This is a genomic window from Lentzea xerophila (assembly GCF_051094245.1).
Lineage (GTDB): Bacteria > Actinomycetota > Actinomycetes > Mycobacteriales > Pseudonocardiaceae > Lentzea > Lentzea xerophila.
Genome location: NZ_CP194934.1, coordinates 8,328,881 through 8,342,875, shown reverse-complemented (window position 1 = coordinate 8,342,875; position 13,995 = coordinate 8,328,881). Strand labels below are relative to the sequence as shown.

The window sequence follows — 13,995 nt, the reverse complement described above, 5'->3', positions numbered from 1 at the left end:
TTGCCAAAGGGGTGTGAGGGGTTCGGGTGATCAGGAACTACAAGGTGGCCCGCGCCGACCGTGCGCGCGCGTGTAGAGGACTGCGTGCTCGTGCCTCATGTACGGCGTGCTGGTGAACGTCCGCACCGGCGTGCTGACCGGCAGCGGCGTGAGCCTGCGGGGGATCAGGCGGGTGACCGCGGCGAACAGCCTGAACAGGGCGTTCTCCGCGTGGAACAGGAGGATGCCGGTCAGCGTCGCGGCGACGAGGTGCGCCAGGAACATCTGCCCGGTCAACGTGTTCGTGTGCTCGTGGTTGACCCACGTCAGCAACAGGTGCTGGGCCAGCTGGGCCGTGCCGAGCCCGGCGATGACCGAGAGCTTCCCGGTGCGCTTGTCCGCGAGGCTCGCCGCGGCGAACGCGATGAGTACCACCAGCGGTAACGCGTGGATGAACTCGGAGAGCTCGCCGCCGCCCAGCCCGTGCGCGGTGATCGTGAGCGAGGCAGACGTCAGCGCGAGTACGGCACCACGGAGGGTGCGCAACTCGCTCGGACGTGTACTCACGAGGATTGAGGGTAATCCGAGGGGTTTGCGCGGGTCTACGAGCGGGTAACCGGCGCCCCATGACCGTTCAATGCGACAGGCCGGGCCGTACCGACCGGGTTGTGTTCGGCGTTGCCGCAGGTCTCACGCTTGCGTTCGTGACCTGGGGAATCGTCGGTACCGAGAGTTTGGCGTCCGCCTCGAAGGCGGCGCTGGGCTGGATCATCCAGCATCTGGGATGGGCCTTTGTGCTCTCCGCCACTGGCTTCGTGGTCTTCGCCTTGTGGCTCGCGTTCAGCCGTTACGGCAAGATCCCGCTCGGCCGCGACGACGAGAAACCCGAGTTCAAGACCGTCTCGTGGGTCGCGATGATGTTCAGCGCGGGCATGGGCATCGGGTTGATGTTCTACGGCGTCAACGAGCCGCTGACCCACTTCGTGAAACCGCCGCCCGGCACCGAGGGCGACGCCCTCGAAACCGCCATGGCCACCACGCTCTTCCACTGGACGCTGCACCCGTGGGCGATCTACGCCGTCGTCGGCATCGCCATCGCGTACGGCAGCTTCCGCCGCGGCCGATCCTTGCTGATCAGCGCCGCGTTCGCGCCGCTGCTGGGGCGTCATGCCACCTCCGGCTGGGGTCGCGCCATCGACGTGATGGCCATCTTCGCGACCCTCTTCGGCTCGGCCGCCTCCCTCGGTCTCGGCGCCCTGCAGATCGGGAGCGGGCTGGAGGCGGCCGGGTGGGCGGACAACGTCGGCAAGGGGCTGCTCGTCGCGATCATCGCCGTGCTGACCGTGGCGTTCGTCGCGTCGGCGGTGTCGGGTGTCGCCAAGGGAATCCAGTGGCTGTCGAACACCAACATGGTGCTGGCCGTCGTGCTGGCGTTGTTCCTGTTCGTCGTCGGTCCGACGGTGTTCATCCTGAACCTGCTGCCCACCGCCCTGGGCGACTACTTCCGCGAGCTCGCGAACATGGCGGGCCGCACCGCCGCCTCGGGTGGCGACGCGACGGAGGCGTGGCTGTCCGGCTGGACGATCTTCTACTGGGCGTGGTGGATCTCGTGGACGCCGTTCGTCGGCATGTTCATCGCGCGCATTTCTCGTGGCCGGACGATCAAGCAGTTCGTGGCCGGCGTGATCCTGGTGCCGTCCGCGGTGTCGCTGGTGTGGTTCGCGATCCTGGGCGGAACGGCGATCTTCGAGCAGCGGTCCGGAACCGACCTCGCGGGTCAGGCGAATCCCGAGTCGCAGCTCTTCGCGCTGCTCGGCCAGTTCCCGCTGGCGGGCGTCGCCGGTGTCGTCGTCATGGTGCTGGTGGCGATCTTCTTCGTGTCCGGTGCGGACGCGGCCTCGATCGTGATGGGAACGCTCTCCCAGGAGGGCACGATCCGGCCGAAGAAGCCCGGCGTGATCTTCTGGGGTGTGCTGACCGGTGCCGTCGCCGCGGTGATGCTGCTGGTCGGCGGGTCCAACGCGCTGACAGGACTGCAGAACCTGACGATCATCGCGGCGCTGCCGTTCATGGTCGTGATGGTGGGGCTGTGCGTCTCGCTGGCGAAGGACCTGCGCTCCGACCCGATGATCCGGCGTGAGGAACGCGTCGCCGAGGTGATGGAGGAGGTCACCGCGCACCTCGACCCCGGTCAGGTGGTCGAGGAGGCGGCGGTCAAGGCCGTGGCCGACGTCACCGGGAGGACCCCGGACGTCAGCGCACGTTCAGGCGCCTGAGCAGTTCCTGCTCCAACATCTCCAGATCAGTCCCGACGGCCCGGTGCGCGGCTTTGCGCCGGGCCGTCGGCATCCGTTCGGACGCCCGCACCGCCGCGAGCAGCTGGGTCAGCCGTGCCTCGGTCTTGCCGACCCACTCGGAGTCGGACGTGCGCAAGGTCTCGAGCGACTCGGAGAAGCCGACGATCCGCGCGTGCAGCCGGGCGCCGTAGCCGGAGTACTTCCCGATGTCCGCGACGTCGATGCCGAGCCGGCGCGCCCGGTAGCGGTCGTACTGCTCGCTCAGCACCCCGGCTCCGCGGGCGAGCACCGGGGCCAGCACCGGAATGAGCGCGGGCGCCACCACCTTCGCGACACCGACCAGCTTCCTGGCCCTGCTGGGCGTGAAGCCGGCCCTCGCTTTGCGCGCCATTCGGGTGCACCTCCTCCGTCACGTGGAACTTACTGCCCAGGTTGCCGACACATCAGTTCGACGCGCGACATACGCTTCATCCTGTGACTTCCCAGGTGCAGCTAGACGCCGGCGTGGTCACTCGTTGTCGGCGGCGGGTGCACCTCGAAAACGATCCGGAGATGCGCGACGCTCCCAAGGCGGCGCCGGATCCGGCTTCGGAACAACGGAAAGCGGACGCGACGAACCACCGGCGCGCGGTGGCGGACGCGCTCGGCAGGATCGTCGGCTCGGACTTCTTCGAGGTGCCGAGCGGGCCCGACGTGCGCAGTGCGGACCGGGAACGCGTGACGCTCGCGGCGATGGAGATGGGCGCGCGGTACATCTGGGGCGCCGCGCTGCCCCGTGACCCACGCGGTGGCCGTCGCGGCGGGATCGACCTGCTGGTCAAGGACTCCACCGGGTACGTGCCGGTGCTGGTGGTGCGGCACAAGATCACCGACCCCGGCCAGGGCGCTCGCACGAGCCCGTTGACGATGCCGCTGCCCGACGGCAGCCGCACGGACCCGCACCGCAAGGTGCGGCCCCAGCCCCGGGACCAGCTGCGGCTGGCGCATGCGCAACGGCAGCTGCAGGCGGCCGGGTACGCGAGGAGCGGGCGCGCGACCGGTGGCGTGATCGGCATGGACGCCGACGTGGTGCTGTGGCACGACCTGGAGGCGCCGACGTGGCCAGGCGGCCGCACCGCGCTGGCCGAGTACGACGCGCGGTTCAGCGACCGGCTGGCGGTGGCGCTGGCCGCCGTGAACCAGAAGAACGCGCTCGCGAGGCCGTCGCGGATCGTCGACTGCAAGACGTGCCCGTGGTGGCCCACGTGCGACAACGACCTGAAGCAGGGTCGGGACGTCAGCCTCGTCGTGCGCGGCGAGGACGCCGCGGCACTGCGGAGGATCGGCCTGTCCACTGTGGACAAGCTGGCGGAGATGGATCCCGCGGCCGAGGGTCCGGTCCAGCTCGTCGGCATGCCGTTCGGCGACGCCGTGGTGCTGGCACGGGCGTGGCTGCGCGACCTCACGCTGGTGCGCCGGGTGCCCGAGATGAACGTGCCGCGCGCCGACGTCGAGGTCGACGTCGACATGGAGAGCTTCGGCGACCTGGGCGCGTACATGTGGGGCTGCCTGTTGTCCGGAAAGGACATCGACGAGGAGCAGGGCTACCGCGCGTTCGTCACGTGGGACGCGCTGCCGTGCGACGACGAGGCCCGCTCGTTCGCCGAGTTCTGGACCTGGCTGACCGGGATCCGGTTGCGCGCCAAGGCACGCGGGTTGTCGTTCCGCGCCTACTGCTACAACGAGCTGGCGGAGAACCGCTGGCTGCTGGCGTCGGCGGAACGGTTCGCGGGCAAGCCCGGCATCCCGACCGTGGCGCAGATCAAGGAGTTCATCGGCTCGGACTCCTGGGTCGACCTGTTCGGCATCGTCCGCGAGCAGTTCCTGTGCGCGCACGGCAAGGGCCTGAAGATCATCGCTCCCGTCGCGGGCTTCTCGTGGCGTGACCCGGAGGCCGGTGGCGAGAACTCCATGCGCTGGTACCGGTCGGCCGTCGGGCTGAACGGTGACGAGCTCGACACCGACCAGCGGCGCCGGCTGCTGGAGTACAACGAGGACGACGTCCGGGCCACCCACCGCCTGCGCGAGTGGATGACCTCGGACGCGATGTCCCGTCTGCCGTACGCCGGAGATCTCTAGCGAGGAGGAAGCGATGGAGACCGAGTCGTCTCTCGTCACCATCGTTTCGTGTGACGTCATCAGGCATTCGTCGGCGGACGAGCGTGACCAGCTGGCACGGGTCACGGCGATCAACGACATGGTCGCCGAGGCCATCGCCGGGTCCGCCGAGGGCGATGTCGTGTGGGCGTCCGGTGGGGACGGTGGCCACGTCCTGTTCCGGCAGGAGGCGTGGGAGCAGGCCGCCCTGGATCTCGCCTTCAGGTGGAAAGGCTGGTCGCTGCGCGAACGCGTGCCGTTGCGCATCATCTGCCACCGCGGACCGGTCGTGCACATCACGGGCGCGGACGGCCGGCTCCAGCCCGTCGGCCCTGGGATCAACGACGCGGGGAACCTCCTGGCACGAGTCGACGTCGGGATCGTGGCGTCGGACGCGTTCCGGCAGGCGCTGGCGCATGTCCCCGAAGTCGACTTCCACGACCCGCGCCGGCTGCTGGGAAACGACGGCCGGCTGCACTGGATCCACCTGCTGTCCGCCGAGCGCGGTAGATCGTCTTGGGGAACGTCGGACCAGAACGACCACGCCGCTCTGGAAAGCGCTGTCACGGACGGCCGCAGCTGGGACATCCTCTACCACGCGAAGCGGATCTGGCAGTCCAGCTCGGAGGACCGCACCGTCGCGCGCGGCATCGAGGCGATCGAGCAGTCGAAGCTCACGTTCACCGACAGGCGCACGGGAAGAGACGAGCTCAACCCGTTCCTCGGGCAGTCGCACCTCGACGAGCTGGCCGAGATGCTGCGGCTGGGGAAGCTCGTCGAGCGCGGCCGCGGCGAGTTCATCTGCAACTACGGGGACTCCGGCGACTCGCTGTTCGTGATCCTGCGCGGCGAGGTGGGCGTCTTCAACTCCGAGGGCGAAGATCGCCCGGGGGTGCTGCACACGCTGCGCCAGGGCGAGATCGTGGGCGAGCTCGCCTACGCCCTGGCACGAGATCGGACCGCGGACCTGGTGGCCCTCACCGACGTCGCTTTGCTGTCGTTCAAGTACGACGACGTCCACCTGCTGTCGACCGCGTCCATCGGCTCGGCCGCCGCGCGCAACGTCGCCCTGTTCATCAACTACCGGGCCCTGCAACACGTCAGCGATAACGCCCCCTACCTGCTCGGACCCGACCGGGACGGACCGCTGAACGCGGGCGGGCGGGGCTGGGACGAGACGCTCGCCGCGTTGCGCAGGCACACCGAGCTGATCACGCTGCGCCGGTTGCCCGTCCAGCTGACCGTGGATGTCGTGTCAGCCGGAGCGCCGAAGCGCAAGGGGATCTACATCCTCGCCGGTGGCACGCTCGAAGCAGAGGGACGACTGCTGGAGGGGCACGACTTCCCCGTGCTGTGGGTGGAGCTGCCCCGGTTCCTGACGACGCGGTCCAGGAAGTACGGGGTGCGCAGCCAGGTGATCAAGGTGCTGTGGATCGGCGCGGGCGGAATCGCCGAGCTGGATCCGGCCCAGCGGGAGGCCCTGCACCGGGAGCTGGCCGCCGAAGCGGTCGAACCGGCTCCCGGCGGCACGAGCAACCAGGTAGAGAGCAACTCCGGGATCGTGATCCAGGCCGGGCAGGTCGAGAACCTGCACGTGCACCAGAGCCCCGAGCCGCCGGATCTCTAGCGAGGAGCCATCCGCAGGGCGCCGTCCATGCGAATGACCTCGGCGTTCAGGTAGTCGTGCTCGATGATCGAGATCGCGAGCTGCGCGTACTCCGAGGGCTGGGCCAGGCGCTTCGGGAACGGCACGCCGGCGGCGAGGCCCGCGCGGAACTCGTCGGAGACCGTGGCGAGCATCGGGGTGTCGACGATGCCGGGCGCGATGGTCAGCACGCGGATGCCGACGCTCGACAGGTCGCGGGCGGCCGGGAGGGTCATGCCGACGACGCCGCCCTTGGACGAGGCGTAGGCGACCTGGCCGATCTGGCCGTCGAACGCGGCGATCGAGGCGGTGTTGATGATGACGCCGCGGGCGCCGTGCTCGAGCTCCTCGGTCTTGCCCATCGCGGCGGCGGCCAGGCGCAGCACGTTGAACGTGCCGATCAGGTTGATCTCGATGATCTTGCGGTACAGGTCGAGGTCGTGCGGGCCGGACTTGCCGACCGTGCGGGACGACGGGCCGATGCCCGCGCAGTTCACCGTGATGCGCAACGGGGCGCCGGAGCCGGCAGCGGTGTCGACGGCGGCCTGGACCTCTTCACCCGAGGTCACGTCGGCGGCCAGGTAGGTGACGTTCTCGACCGCGTCGGCCTTCTCGATGGCGCTGGGCAGGTCGAGCGCGAACACCTGCGCCCCCCGTGCCGCCAGCGCGCGTGCGGTCGCGCCGCCGAGGCCGGACGCGCCACCGGTGACGATGGCCGCGGTACCCGAGATCTCCATGCCTTCACCTTCCTCGAAGCGAACTGCTCGCGAGGAGGTTAACGGTCGTTACCTCGACTTCAGCGGTCGGACCAGTGGAGCAGCGCCACCAACGGCACCGCTGCCAGGAGCGCGAGTCCGATGAAGATCGTCGCGATCGTCAGAATTCCCATGCCATGAACTGTGCCGTTCGAGCGTGTTCGAAACATCGGCCGCGCCGGTAGACCTCTGGTAGGAGATCTGTCACCGTCCGCTACGACCAAAGTCGTACCCATCTCAGGGACTGCTCCGTTCGGGCCTAGGGTATGCGTCACTTGGCGTCACGAAATATAGTTAGCCTCGCGTACCTTTGTAGGGTGTTCACCACGCGTCCCGAACTCGTCGGCACCTTCGGCATGGTCGCTTCGACCCACTGGCTGGCCTCGGCGTCGGCCATGGCGGTGTTGGAGGAAGGTGGCAACGCGTTCGACGCCGCCGTGACCGCCGGATTCGTGTTGCAGCTGGTGGAACCGCATCTCAACGGCCCAGGCGGCGAGGTTCCGATCATCTTCTCGGCCGCCGGAGCGACCCCGCGGGTGCTCTGCGGACAGGGCGTGGCGCCCGCCGGAGCGTCGATCGAGCACTACACCGATCTGGGCCTGGAACTCGTACCGGGCAGCGGGTTGCTGGCCGCGACCGTGCCCGGCGCGTGGGACGCCTGGCTGACTCTTCTGCGTGACCACGGCACGAAGTCGTTGCGCGACGTGCTGGACCGCGCGATCGGCTATGCCCGCAACGGCTTCCCGCTCGTCGAACGCGCCGTGCACACCATCTCGATGGTCTCGGACCTCTTCCGCGACCACTGGCCGACGTCCGCCGCGCAGTGGATGCCGGACGGGCTACTGCCCGCTCCTGGTGGCCGGTTCCGCAACCCGAGGCTCGCCGACACCTGGGAGTGGCTGCTGGCCGCCGCCGAGGCCGCCGGCGCCGACCGCGAGGCGCAGATCGAGGCCGCGCGCCGGGCGTGGTCGCAGGGGTTCGTCGCCGCCCAGATCGACGAGTTCTGCCGTTCGGAGTTCCGCGACGACTCCGGCCGCGACCACGCGGGCGTGCTGACCGGGGCGGACATGGCGTCCTGGGAGGCGTCGTACGAGGACGCCGTGGTCGTCGACTTCGACGAGTGGTCGCTCGTGAAGGCCGGTGCCTGGACGCAGGGACCCGTGCTGGCGCAGCAGCTCCGGTTGCTGGAGGGCTACGACCTGTCCTATGTGGACGGCAAGCCCACCGCGGAGACCGTGCACCTGGCCGTCGAGGCCGCGAAGCTGGCGTTCGCCGACCGCGAGGCGTGGTACGGCGACGATCCCGACGTGCCGCTGGAGACGTTGCTCTCGCGCGCTTACGCCTCCGAACGCCGCGCGCTCATCGGCGACTCGGCCTCGTTCGAGCTGCGGCCGGGTTCGCCCGACGGCCGGGAACCGTTGCTGCCCAAGCACATCGTCAGCGGACCGTCCACTCTGGTCTCCGACCCGACCGGCGCTATCGGCGAACCGACGGTGGAACGCTCCGGCGTGACGCGCGGCGACACCGTGCACGTGGACGTCGTGGACCGCTGGGGCAACATGGTCTCCGCGACCCCGTCCGGCGGCTGGCTGCAGTCCTCGCCGACGATCCCGTCGCTCGGCTTCTGCCTGGGCAGCCGTGCCCAGATGTTCTGGCTGGACCAGGGTCTGCCGAACTCGCTGGCCCCCGGCAAGCGCCCGCGGATCACGCTCTCACCCTCGATGGCGTTGCGCGACGGCCGACCGGCGCTCGCGTTCGGCACTCCCGGTGGCGACCAGCAGGACCAGTGGCAGCTCGGTTTCTGGCTGGCGCACCGGGCGGGCCTGAACCTGCAGGAGGCGATCGACTCGCCGATGTGGCACTCGAACGCGTTCCCGAGCTCGTTCTACCCGCGCGCCTGGACCCCCGGCGAGCTCGTCATCGAGTCCCGCGCCGGCGCGGACGTCCTGGCTGCGTTGCGAGAGCGTGGCCACCAGGTCGTGGACGCCGGCGAGTGGACCCTCGGCCGGATGTCGGCCGTGGCGAGGGACACCGCGGACGGACTCCTGCGCGCCGGCGCGAACGCACGCGGCGCGCAGGGCTACGCGGCCGGGCGTTAGCCGCCGATGAGGTTGGTGACGTTGGTGCTGTCCTGCACCGTCTCCGCGTAACCACCGAACTGGTGGAGGATGGCGGTGCTCGCGATGTCCGCTGCGTAGCCGATCGTGCCGACGTTGTCGACCAGCTCCTGCGCGGGCGCCGGGCTCGCGCTCGCGGTGCCGGCCATGGCGGCGATCGCACCGGCGGCGATACCGGCGGAAGCGACGATCTTCTTGATGCTCAAGGCGTTTCGCTCCTTGTTGAACCGTCAGAAGTGGAACGGCGCCCGATTCGAGGGGGAGGGAATCGGGCGCCGCCCCGGCCAGGAAGTGCTGGTCAGATCAGATGTCGACGTGCGCGAAGCCGTTCCACGGCTGCGCCGGCTCGTTGAGGCCGAGCAGCGTGGCGGCGGGCACGCCGCTGCCGCCGGCGTCGAAGTTCTCCACGAGCGCGACCACGTCCGCGTCCTGCTCGTTGATGGCCTGGATCTTGCCGTTGACGTCGGAAGTGTCGATCTTCGCAAGGTCGCCGACGGTCACGACGTCACCGAGCTGGCCACCCACGTCGGGCTGCGTGCTCGCGGTGGCGTCCACGGTGTCGGCGACTGCGGTACCACCCAGGCCGAGCATGACGGCGGTGCTGCCGAGGGCGACAGCGGCCCCCGCGACGGTCTTCCTGAGGTTCATGGGCGCGAACGTCCCGTGTTCGGACCCTCTACATCAAGCTGCGTAACTCAGGCGAGGGAAGTTCTTCATCCTTTGGAGGGACGCCACTCCATTCCGACCGTGCAGACCCGGATGTCCTTCCGCCACACCGTGATCGCGAAGACGCCCGACTTCGTTTCGGTGCGGGCGAGGAAGTCGTACGCGCATTCGAGGGTGTAGCGGCGGCGCCACTCCTCGCCTTTCCTTATGTACCAACCGTGGTCGACGACTTCCTCGACCTGCGCGAGGTCCAGCGCACCGTCGGGCATCCGGCGGTGGTACTCGATGCGATGGAGGTGGTCCATGACCAGGACGTTCCTCACCGCACCCGCAAGGTGAGATTCTCAAAGCCGGGATCACGCCCGTACCGTTTGGACCGTGGCGGAACCCACGTATCGGCAGAGGCGCCTGGGCGAGGCGCTCCAACTGCTGCGCGAGCGTGCCGGGATGAGCCAGAAGGAAGCTTCGGACCGCCTCGACTACAACGTCCCCAAGCTCAGCCGCATCGAGAACGGCCAGGTACCGGACATCCACGCGTTGCGCGCCATGCTCGACACCTACGGCGTGATCGGTGAAGACGAGGCGCCGTACATCGAGATGTGGAAACTGGCCAGGGAGAAGGGCTGGTGGCGCGCCCACGGTCTCAATGCGACGGGCTATGTCGGGCTGGAGCACGACGCGTCGCGGGTGAGGGAGTTCGCGCTGGCGGTGATCCCTGGGCAGCTGCAAGTCGTGCCGTACATGCGTGATGTCTTCGACGGCGCCACGGTCAAGCGGTCCAGGAAGTGGGTCGACAACGAGATCGCCGTCAGACAACGCCGACAACGCAAGCTGGCAGGCCCGTTCACGTATCACGCGATCATCCACCAGGCCGCGTTCCGGAACATCGACCGTGAGCAGATCCTGCATCTCGCCGAAGCCAGTCGTCTTCCCAACGTGACGATCCAGGTGTTGCTGGAGTCGGCACGACTGCACGACGGGCTGTTGGGGTCGTTCGCACTGCTGGATCTGCCGTTCACAGGAGATCCGCAAGTTCTCTACGTCGAGCACGTTGCCGGCTCGATCCATATCGAGGACCCCGAGCGGGTGGCGGCCGCTAACCTTGTCTTCAAACACCTCTCGAAGCTGGCGCTGACCCCCGACGAGTCCGCCGCGTGGATCGAGAGGTTGGCTGCCGAGAGGTAGATATGTGGCGCAAGAGCAGCCGTAGTGGCAGCGGTGGTGAGGCCAACTGCGTTGAGATTGCTCTGAACGGCTCAGTCGCGCGTGTGCGTGACTCCAAGAACCGGGCAGGTTCCGTTGTCGCCGCGCCCGAATGGGCAGCGTTCATCGGCGCCATCAAGCGCGGCGACTTCGAAAAGAACTGACTAGGCGATCGCGCCCGGTGGAAGTTTCAACTTGAACGGTAGCGTCGTCACGACGGCCAGATCCGATGCGGTCGCCTTCATCAACATGGGGGCGTTGCGAGCGCCGGGCTCCGGCAGGTCGAGCAACCTGTCCACGGCCTCGACCAACGGGCCCTCGTAGATCCACACGGCCTGGGCGGGGCGGGCCGAGTCGCGAACCGCAGGTAGACGACCTGCGCGCGCCTCGGTCTCGGACCAGAACAGGATCGAGTCGATGAAGCCTCTGCGCTGTTTGAACGCCATGATGCGGTCGAGCTGCCCGGCGTCGTCCCTCAGGTGGAGGAACTGGAAGCCGCTCTCGCGCAGCTCGATGACCTTGTTCAGTGCGTGGTCCATGGCGCACCTACCCCTGTGAGGTCACCTTTGGAGTGACCGTTCAGTCATACGACCCAAAAGGATCGTACGGTACGTCGTTGTTCGTGGTAAGCCGTAGTCCGAAAGTGTTGTCTCAATTGGCCGCGGCTTGTGGCTGAGGGTAATCGACAGCCTTCTTGCTGGAGGAAACGGCCAGGACGGCCGTTACGGTTCGCACCAAGAAGGCCAAACCGCCCAATGTGACTAATGTCACGCTGATCCACATGCGTCGCCTCCGAGTGGGTGCCTACACCCGTACTAGACGTGTAGCACTCGTCGGCGGTTGCAAGTCCGACCGACTCGCGTTCTTAACAGAATGCCTGCGAGAGATCTCACGCCCCCGTGAAACCGCCACGGGAGCAAAGGCCGCTGTGCGACGATCGAGGCAACTGTTCGCGCTGATCAAGGGCGGTTTGAGGATGTTCGTTCGCCGGGTTGCGGTCGTCGGCGCCGGGTACGTCGGGCTCACGTCAGCCGCCTGCCTCGCGTCGCTGGGGCACCACGTCGTCTGCGCGGACATCGACGAGAAGAAGGTCGAGCAGCTCCGCAGGGCCGAGGTCCAGATCTTCGAGCCCGGCCTCACCGAGCTGGTCCAGGAAGGACTCGCCGCCGGACGGCTGGAGTTCGTCGTCGGCGTGCGCAACGCCGTGCGGGACGCCGAGGTCGTCTTCCTCTGCGTGCCGACGCCGATGGGCGAGGGCGGCGCGGCCGACCTCAAGGCCGTCGAAGCCGCGGTGCACGAGATGAAGGACCTGCTCTCGCCCGGCACCGTCGTGGTCAACAAGTCCACGGTCCCGGTCGGCACGGCGGCGCGCGTGCTCGAACTGCTCGGCCGTGACGACGTGTTCGTCGCCAGCAACCCGGAGTTCCTGCGCGAGGGCAGCGCGGTCAAGGACTTCATGCACCCCGACCGGATCGTCGTCGGCTCCGACGCACAGAACGCCGCCGAACGCGTCTCGGCGCTCTACGCCCGCCTCGGTGCGCCCACGGTGCTGATGGACGCCGCCAGCGCCGAGCTCGTGAAGTACAGCGCCAACTGCTTCCTCGCCATGAAGCTCAGCTACGTCAACGCGATGGCCGAGCTGTGCGAACGGCTCGGCGCGGACATCGCCAACGTCACCGAGGGCATGGGCTTCGACCAGCGCATCGGGCAGTCGTTCCTGCAGCCCGGCCCCGGCTGGGGCGGTTCGTGCCTGCCCAAGGACACCCACGCGCTGCTGCAGATCGCCGAGGCCGCCGGGCACGAGTTCGAGCTGCTCCAGGCCACGATCAACACCAACGAGAAGCAGAGCCGCCTGATCATCGCCAAGATCGACCAGGCGGTCGGCGGCTTGAACGGCCGCAAGCTCGGGCTGCTCGGCCTCGCGTTCAAGGCCGGCACGAACGACCTCCGCGACTCACCGGCGCTCAAGATCGCCGGGATGCTCAAGGCGGAGGGCGCCGAGCTCGTCGCCTACGACCCGGCCATCACGCAGGCCGTCGAGGGTGTGACGGACGACGTCACGGTCGTCGACGACGTGCAGCGGGCCGCGAAGGACGCGGACGCGCTCGTCGTGCTGACCGAGTGGCCCCAGTTCCGGTCGCTCGACTGGGCGGCGCTCGCCGGGACGATGAGCGGGCAGGTCGTGGTGGACACCCGCAACCTGCTCGACGTCGACGTCCTGACGCGCGCCGGCCTCACGTCACACGGCGTCGGTCGATAGCGCCGCGTTCGCCGAGTACCACTCGATCGTCTTCGTCAGACCGTCACGCAGGCCGACCTCGGGCTCCCAGCCCAGCAGCTCCCGCGCACGGGAGATGTCCGGCTTGCGCTGGGTCGGGTCGTCGGTCGGCAGGTCCGAGTACTCGAGGCTCACCGAGACGCCGGTCAGGTCGCCGACGACCTGCGCGAGCTCCAGGACGGTGATCTCCTGCGGGTTGCCGAGGTTCACCGGGCCGAACTCGCCGCGCTTGTCCGCCAGCGCGAAGATGCCGCGGACCAGGTCGCCGACGTAGCAGAAGCTGCGGGTCTGCTTGCCCGTGCCGTAGACGCTCAACGGCTTGCCGCTGAGCGCCTGGTGCACGAAGTTCGACACCACGCGGCCATCCGTCGCGTGCAGGCGCGGGCCGTAGGTGTTGAAGATGCGCACGATGCCGACGTCGAGCAGGCCCATGCGGTGGTACGCGCCGAGCATGGCCTCGGCGTAGCGCTTCGACTCGTCGTAGACGCTGCGCGGGCCGATCGGGTTGACGTTGCCCCAGTACTCCTCGGGCTGCGGGTGCACCTGCGGCTCGCCGTAGACCTCGCTGGTCGACGCCTGGATCAGGCGCGCGCCCTTCGCGACGGCCATCTCGGCGACCTTCTTCATGCCCGTCGAGCCGACCTCCAGCGTCTCGAACGGACGCTCCAGGAACCGCGGCGGCGAGGCGGGGGAGGCGAAGTTCAGCACGAGATCGACCGGGCCGTCGACGGTCCAGTCGCCGCAGATGTCGGCCTCGATGAACTCGAAGCGCGGCTCGTCCGCGTACCTCGTGACGTTCTCCGTGAGCCCGGAGGAGAAGTCGTCCACCACCACGACCGACCAGCCGCGCTCGAGCACCGCGTCTACCAGGTGCGATCCAATGAAACCCGCACCGCCGGTGACCACTGCACGCATGGTG

The 13,995-nt window shown here is 68.6% G+C and carries 15 protein-coding genes; 7 read left to right on the top strand and 8 right to left on the bottom strand.

Annotated elements, in window-relative coordinates; all coding sequences use genetic code 11:
* Positions 1-30: 30 nt before the first annotated feature.
* The gene (locus tag ACRSBM_RS40065) at positions 31-546 is read right to left on the bottom strand and encodes a hypothetical protein (RefSeq protein WP_434451927.1); all 516 of its coding nucleotides are present in this window, start codon (positions 544-546) and stop codon (positions 31-33) included.
* A 59-nt stretch (positions 547-605) separates the two neighbouring features.
* Here ACRSBM_RS40065 and ACRSBM_RS40060 point away from each other — a divergent pair, with 59 nt between their 5' ends.
* Entirely contained in the window at positions 606-2,255 is a 1,650-nt protein-coding gene (locus ACRSBM_RS40060) for a BCCT family transporter (RefSeq protein ID WP_434451926.1), read from the top strand.
* Here the strand turns inward: ACRSBM_RS40060 and ACRSBM_RS40055 are convergent.
* The gene (locus tag ACRSBM_RS40055) at positions 2,233-2,667 is read right to left on the bottom strand and encodes a DUF6474 family protein (RefSeq protein ID WP_434451925.1); all 435 of its coding nucleotides are present in this window, start codon (positions 2,665-2,667) and stop codon (positions 2,233-2,235) included. The genes ACRSBM_RS40060 and ACRSBM_RS40055 overlap by 23 nt on opposite strands.
* Positions 2,668-2,750: 83 nt before the next feature.
* Here ACRSBM_RS40055 and ACRSBM_RS40050 point away from each other — a divergent pair, with 83 nt between their 5' ends.
* The gene (locus ACRSBM_RS40050; protein ID WP_434451924.1) at positions 2,751-4,394 is read left to right on the top strand and encodes a TM0106 family RecB-like putative nuclease; all 1,644 of its coding nucleotides are present in this window, start codon (positions 2,751-2,753) and stop codon (positions 4,392-4,394) included.
* Between the two features lie 13 nt (positions 4,395-4,407).
* Complete coding sequence (locus ACRSBM_RS40045) at positions 4,408-6,039, top strand: cyclic nucleotide-binding domain-containing protein (RefSeq protein ID WP_434451923.1); 1,632 nt, start codon at positions 4,408-4,410, stop codon at positions 6,037-6,039.
* On the opposite strand, the gene ACRSBM_RS40040 is transcribed toward ACRSBM_RS40045, so the two are convergent.
* The gene (locus ACRSBM_RS40040) at positions 6,036-6,794 is read right to left on the bottom strand and encodes an SDR family NAD(P)-dependent oxidoreductase (protein WP_434451922.1); all 759 of its coding nucleotides are present in this window, start codon (positions 6,792-6,794) and stop codon (positions 6,036-6,038) included. The genes ACRSBM_RS40045 and ACRSBM_RS40040 overlap by 4 nt on opposite strands.
* 335 nt (positions 6,795-7,129) lie before the next feature.
* On the opposite strand from ACRSBM_RS40040, the gene ACRSBM_RS40035 reads away from it, so the two are divergent.
* Positions 7,130-8,911 carry a gamma-glutamyltransferase family protein gene (locus ACRSBM_RS40035; protein WP_434451921.1) on the top strand — a complete coding sequence of 594 codons (1,782 nt, stop codon included), beginning with the start codon at positions 7,130-7,132 and terminating at the stop codon, positions 8,909-8,911.
* Here ACRSBM_RS40035 and ACRSBM_RS40030 read toward each other — a convergent pair.
* From ACRSBM_RS40030 to ACRSBM_RS40020, 3 genes are all read right to left on the bottom strand, one after another.
* The gene (locus ACRSBM_RS40030) at positions 8,908-9,135 is read right to left on the bottom strand and encodes a hypothetical protein (RefSeq protein WP_434451920.1); all 228 of its coding nucleotides are present in this window, start codon (positions 9,133-9,135) and stop codon (positions 8,908-8,910) included. The two genes, ACRSBM_RS40035 and ACRSBM_RS40030, sit on opposite strands and share 4 nt — an antisense overlap.
* Before the next feature lie 97 nt (positions 9,136-9,232).
* On the bottom strand, positions 9,233-9,577 hold the full coding sequence (locus ACRSBM_RS40025; protein ID WP_434451919.1) for a hypothetical protein: 345 nt from the start codon (positions 9,575-9,577) through the stop codon (positions 9,233-9,235).
* A 65-nt stretch (positions 9,578-9,642) separates the two neighbouring features.
* A complete protein-coding gene (locus ACRSBM_RS40020) occupies positions 9,643-9,900 on the bottom strand; it encodes a hypothetical protein (RefSeq protein WP_434451918.1) in 258 nt (85 codons plus the stop codon).
* Between the two features lie 73 nt (positions 9,901-9,973).
* On the opposite strand from ACRSBM_RS40020, the gene ACRSBM_RS40015 reads away from it, so the two are divergent.
* Positions 9,974-10,780: a helix-turn-helix domain-containing protein gene (locus tag ACRSBM_RS40015; RefSeq protein ID WP_434451917.1), complete on the top strand. Its 807-nt coding sequence runs from the start codon at positions 9,974-9,976 to the stop codon at positions 10,778-10,780.
* A gap of 2 nt (positions 10,781-10,782) precedes the next feature.
* Positions 10,783-10,962 carry a DUF397 domain-containing protein gene (locus ACRSBM_RS40010; protein ID WP_434451916.1) on the top strand — a complete coding sequence of 60 codons (180 nt, stop codon included), beginning with the start codon at positions 10,783-10,785 and terminating at the stop codon, positions 10,960-10,962.
* Here the strand turns inward: ACRSBM_RS40010 and ACRSBM_RS40005 are convergent, their stop codons facing one another.
* Positions 10,963-11,337 (bottom strand): hypothetical protein, encoded by a 375-nt coding sequence (locus ACRSBM_RS40005; protein ID WP_360047111.1) that lies wholly within the window; start codon positions 11,335-11,337, stop codon positions 10,963-10,965. It abuts the gene before it with no gap.
* Positions 11,338-11,774: 437 nt separating this feature from the next.
* Between ACRSBM_RS40005 and ACRSBM_RS40000 the strand changes: the two genes are divergently transcribed.
* On the top strand, positions 11,775-13,058 hold the full coding sequence (locus ACRSBM_RS40000) for a UDP-glucose dehydrogenase family protein (protein WP_434451915.1): 1,284 nt from the start codon (positions 11,775-11,777) through the stop codon (positions 13,056-13,058).
* Here the strand turns inward: ACRSBM_RS40000 and ACRSBM_RS39995 are convergent.
* Positions 13,038-13,991, bottom strand: coding sequence for an NAD-dependent epimerase/dehydratase family protein (locus tag ACRSBM_RS39995; protein WP_434451914.1), 954 nt, complete (start codon positions 13,989-13,991; stop codon positions 13,038-13,040). The genes ACRSBM_RS40000 and ACRSBM_RS39995 overlap by 21 nt on opposite strands.
* Positions 13,992-13,995: the final 4 nt, after the last annotated feature.

What these genes read in the sequence shown, in the direction of transcription:
- ACRSBM_RS40060 (WP_434451926.1), top strand. Translation starts at nt 606, where the DNA reads ATGACCGTTCAATGCGACAGGCCGGGCCGTACCGACCGGGTTGTGTTC.
- ACRSBM_RS40055 (WP_434451925.1), bottom strand. Translation starts at nt 2,667, where the DNA reads ATGGCGCGCAAAGCGAGGGCCGGCTTCACGCCCAGCAGGGCCAGGAAG.
- ACRSBM_RS40045 (WP_434451923.1), top strand. Translation starts at nt 4,408, where the DNA reads ATGGAGACCGAGTCGTCTCTCGTCACCATCGTTTCGTGTGACGTCATC.
- ACRSBM_RS40040 (WP_434451922.1), bottom strand. Translation starts at nt 6,794, where the DNA reads ATGGAGATCTCGGGTACCGCGGCCATCGTCACCGGTGGCGCGTCCGGC.
- ACRSBM_RS40025 (WP_434451919.1), bottom strand. Translation starts at nt 9,577, where the DNA reads ATGAACCTCAGGAAGACCGTCGCGGGGGCCGCTGTCGCCCTCGGCAGC.
- ACRSBM_RS40020 (WP_434451918.1), bottom strand. Translation starts at nt 9,900, where the DNA reads ATGGACCACCTCCATCGCATCGAGTACCACCGCCGGATGCCCGACGGT.
- ACRSBM_RS40010 (WP_434451916.1), top strand. Translation starts at nt 10,783, where the DNA reads ATGTGGCGCAAGAGCAGCCGTAGTGGCAGCGGTGGTGAGGCCAACTGC.
- ACRSBM_RS40005 (WP_360047111.1), bottom strand. Translation starts at nt 11,337, where the DNA reads ATGGACCACGCACTGAACAAGGTCATCGAGCTGCGCGAGAGCGGCTTC.
- ACRSBM_RS40000 (WP_434451915.1), top strand. Translation starts at nt 11,775, where the DNA reads ATGTTCGTTCGCCGGGTTGCGGTCGTCGGCGCCGGGTACGTCGGGCTC.
- ACRSBM_RS39995 (WP_434451914.1), bottom strand. Translation starts at nt 13,991, where the DNA reads ATGCGTGCAGTGGTCACCGGCGGTGCGGGTTTCATTGGATCGCACCTG.